The 2,725-nt window shown below is 35.9% G+C and carries 4 protein-coding genes; 2 read left to right on the forward strand and 2 right to left on the reverse strand.

All coding sequences use genetic code 11. The features are described 5' to 3' along the window. The first annotated feature begins 445 nt into the window (after nt 1-445). The gene (locus IM477_RS18130; protein ID WP_155726598.1) at nt 446-595 is read left to right on the forward strand and encodes a hypothetical protein; all 150 of its coding nucleotides are present in this window, start codon (nt 446-448) and stop codon (nt 593-595) included. Between the two features lie 2 nt (nt 596-597). Further along, nucleotides 598-765: a hypothetical protein gene (locus IM477_RS18135; RefSeq protein WP_287732933.1), complete on the forward strand. Its 168-nt coding sequence runs from the start codon at nt 598-600 to the stop codon at nt 763-765. Between the two features lie 2 nt (nt 766-767). Here IM477_RS18135 and IM477_RS18140 read toward each other — a convergent pair whose 3' ends face one another. Further along, nucleotides 768-1,385, reverse strand: coding sequence for a COP23 domain-containing protein (locus tag IM477_RS18140; protein WP_110546084.1), 618 nt, complete (start codon nt 1,383-1,385; stop codon nt 768-770). A gap of 46 nt (nt 1,386-1,431) precedes the next feature. Beyond that, complete coding sequence (locus IM477_RS18145; RefSeq protein ID WP_287732934.1) at nt 1,432-2,421, reverse strand: serine/threonine-protein kinase; 990 nt, start codon at nt 2,419-2,421, stop codon at nt 1,432-1,434. Nucleotides 2,422-2,725: the final 304 nt, after the last annotated feature.

Below are 2,725 nucleotides of genomic sequence, written 5' to 3' on the forward strand. Positions count from 1 at the left end.
TAAATGTATCTGGATACAAGCCACACAAGCGTTTGAACTCTGTTGGCTTTAAAGTTTTTACTTGTTCGTAATTCATCTTTCAATCTTAACTCTTGGACTATTTTATCCTATTTTGTCTAGACTTATGCAAGAGATCTAATGACTAAGGCTGTGCGTCGTTGTTTTTGTTGACTTTGTGACTGATTTGTGGTAATAGTAATTCCACGATCTTGAGTTTGCTGGTTTTGACAGGATACGAGGGAGAAAATTAGGGGAAATAGGGATAAAATTAGGCAAAGTTTCAATAATTGCGGTTTCATGGCAATTCAGATAAGCATTGGAGGATAATAATGGGATTGAACTGATTAGGGAAAGGATGAAATTCTTTCCCGACAATATCATATCTATTCAAATATTTGCTATACTTAACAATTATTTATTATTTGCTGACAACACTAGACGGCGGATGCAAGCAACTGTCCAGTATATTACTATGGAGGATGAGTTATCTTATGAAGATATTCAAGAAGCAGGGGAGGATTTCTCAGAGCAGTTAGGTCGAGTTTTAGAAGCTAAAATAGTAGTCAATGGAATTAGAATCCGATTGGAGAATTAACGATGACTTCAAAACCGTTTACTGAACAGGAATTAGCAGAAATCTTAAAAATCGCTCAGCAAGGAGAAAATAAACTCAGAGAAATGAGCGATTATGCCACAATTATAGCAGAAAAATGGAGAAGCAAAACCCAAAACACTCCTAATCCCGTAAACAAAGGTATATTTTGAGTCTAAAACGCTGCACCATTGTTTGGATTAGATGGCTGTTTTGGGGATTTTTCTACTTTCAAAACCTCAGATAAATCATAAAAAACTTGCTGCTTTTTACCAGAATTTTTAGAATCATTTACTCCTCTAGTTAAGGGTGTATTGTTATCAGGTGCTTGACGAATTTCCATAAGATCATCTAATACTGCATAAGGCTCATCCTTAGTTTCCAAAGTAAAGAGTAAATCATCTTGATCACAAGTAGCACTTTTGGATTTTACTCCACAGACAACGGGAACTTCTCGATCATTAATCCAACTTGCTACCGTAGCCGTGACATACTGTAGTCCATCCCGATCATAAATATCTTGGAATCGTCTAGAAACTTGATCACATCGTTTTCGAGGATTCCATTGATTACCAAAATAATAATTATCTGGTTTCCAAATAATTATAGTAAAATCTCTGTCTGAATTTGGATTATGGACAATAGTAGCTGGCACATTTTTACCTAAATATTGAGCATTTCCACAAAAAAACTTAGATTTTGTTGCAGCATTAGAATTTCCTTGACATCCTGAGGTCAGCATTAGCAAACCAAATAAAAGTGAGACTGCTATTCCCGAAGTCTGACGCTTCATAAATCTTACTTACTCCTGTTAAACTTGTTCCTATTACCTTTATAGCTTAAAAAGCAGGTTGATGTTGTGTCTCATTGTTTTGTTGTCTCTCAGATAAATTGATCACCCCAATACCAATTACTCCTCCTAAAAGTAACATTAAAATGAGGGGAATAACGGCCATTTTACCCCCTTTATTTTGTATAGATGAAGAATGAGACATAGAAACTGTTGGCGCCATGGTAGGGGAGACTCCCCGTAAACCTTGAATTGCTTGCAAAGCTTCTGTAGCTGAGGGATAGCGTTGTTGAAAATCTGGATGACTCATTTTAACTAAAATATCAGTAAATTTAGGTGTTATTTTGACTTTATTTTGCCAATGTATTTCTCCTGTTTGACTATCAACTAATTGGGTAGGATAATATCCCGTTAACATCTGAATAGCAATCATTCCCACAGAATAAATATCACTGCTAAAGGTAGGTTTTCCTAGATTTTGTTCATTTGACATATATCCTTGTGTTCCTATTCCAATTGTCTTAGGTTGGTTTTGAGGATTACTTAAATTAATAATCTGTTTTACCGCACCAAAATCAATTAAAATAATTTTATTATCTCGTTTGCGTCTAATTAAGTTATCAGGTTTAATATCCCGATGAATAACGTTATGCTGATGTACAAAAGCTAAAGTTGATAATACATCTTCTAAAAATTCAATTACTGCTATTTCTTCCCATTGTTTCCCTAGTATAGTTTCCTCACCTAAAGGATGTCCCTCAATATATTCTTGAACGAGATAAAATTGATTATTTTCAGAAAAATGGGCAAATAATTGGGGGATTTGAGCGTGTTTTCCCAATTGATAAAGACTTCTTGCTTCTGTATCAAATAAACGCGTTGCTATTTGCCAAGATTGGGGATCAGATTGGGGTTTAAGTTGCTTGACAACACACCAAGGATGATCCGGTAATTGGGTATCTTTAGCTAGAAAAGTTTCACCAAATGCACCAGAAGCAAGCGATCGCACAATTTGATAACGATGGACTAATAAATTCACCCTTATCTTACCTGCTGATAAATAGTGGTTATTATAGCATTGATTGATCCCCCCTAGTCCCCCTTAAAAAGGGGGGAACCGGATTCAAAGTCCCCCTTTTTAAGGGCGATCGCAGATCTTGTATATACTTTAGACGTTCATATAGCGGTGTGCAGTCGTATGAGGTACAGTGTCACGAGCTATAAACCATGCTAGGCAAAGCTTGGTCTGTATCTCACTCAAGCGCTTACCGCTATAATCTGAGATTTATTAAACTTCTGAAATCGTAGAGTGAGCAAGGAATCCAGTTCTTTTTTATGTTTCA

This window comes from Microcystis sp. M090S1, assembly GCF_020246295.1.
Lineage (GTDB): Bacteria > Cyanobacteriota > Cyanobacteriia > Cyanobacteriales > Microcystaceae > Microcystis > Microcystis aeruginosa.

Excerpts from the sequence above, each read along its gene's own strand:
- IM477_RS18130 (WP_155726598.1), top strand. The coding sequence starts at position 446 with ATGCAAGCAACTGTCCAGTATATTACTATGGAGGATGAGTTATCTTAT.
- IM477_RS18135 (WP_287732933.1), top strand. The coding sequence starts at position 598 with ATGACTTCAAAACCGTTTACTGAACAGGAATTAGCAGAAATCTTAAAA.
- IM477_RS18140 (WP_110546084.1), bottom strand. The coding sequence starts at position 1,385 with ATGAAGCGTCAGACTTCGGGAATAGCAGTCTCACTTTTATTTGGTTTG.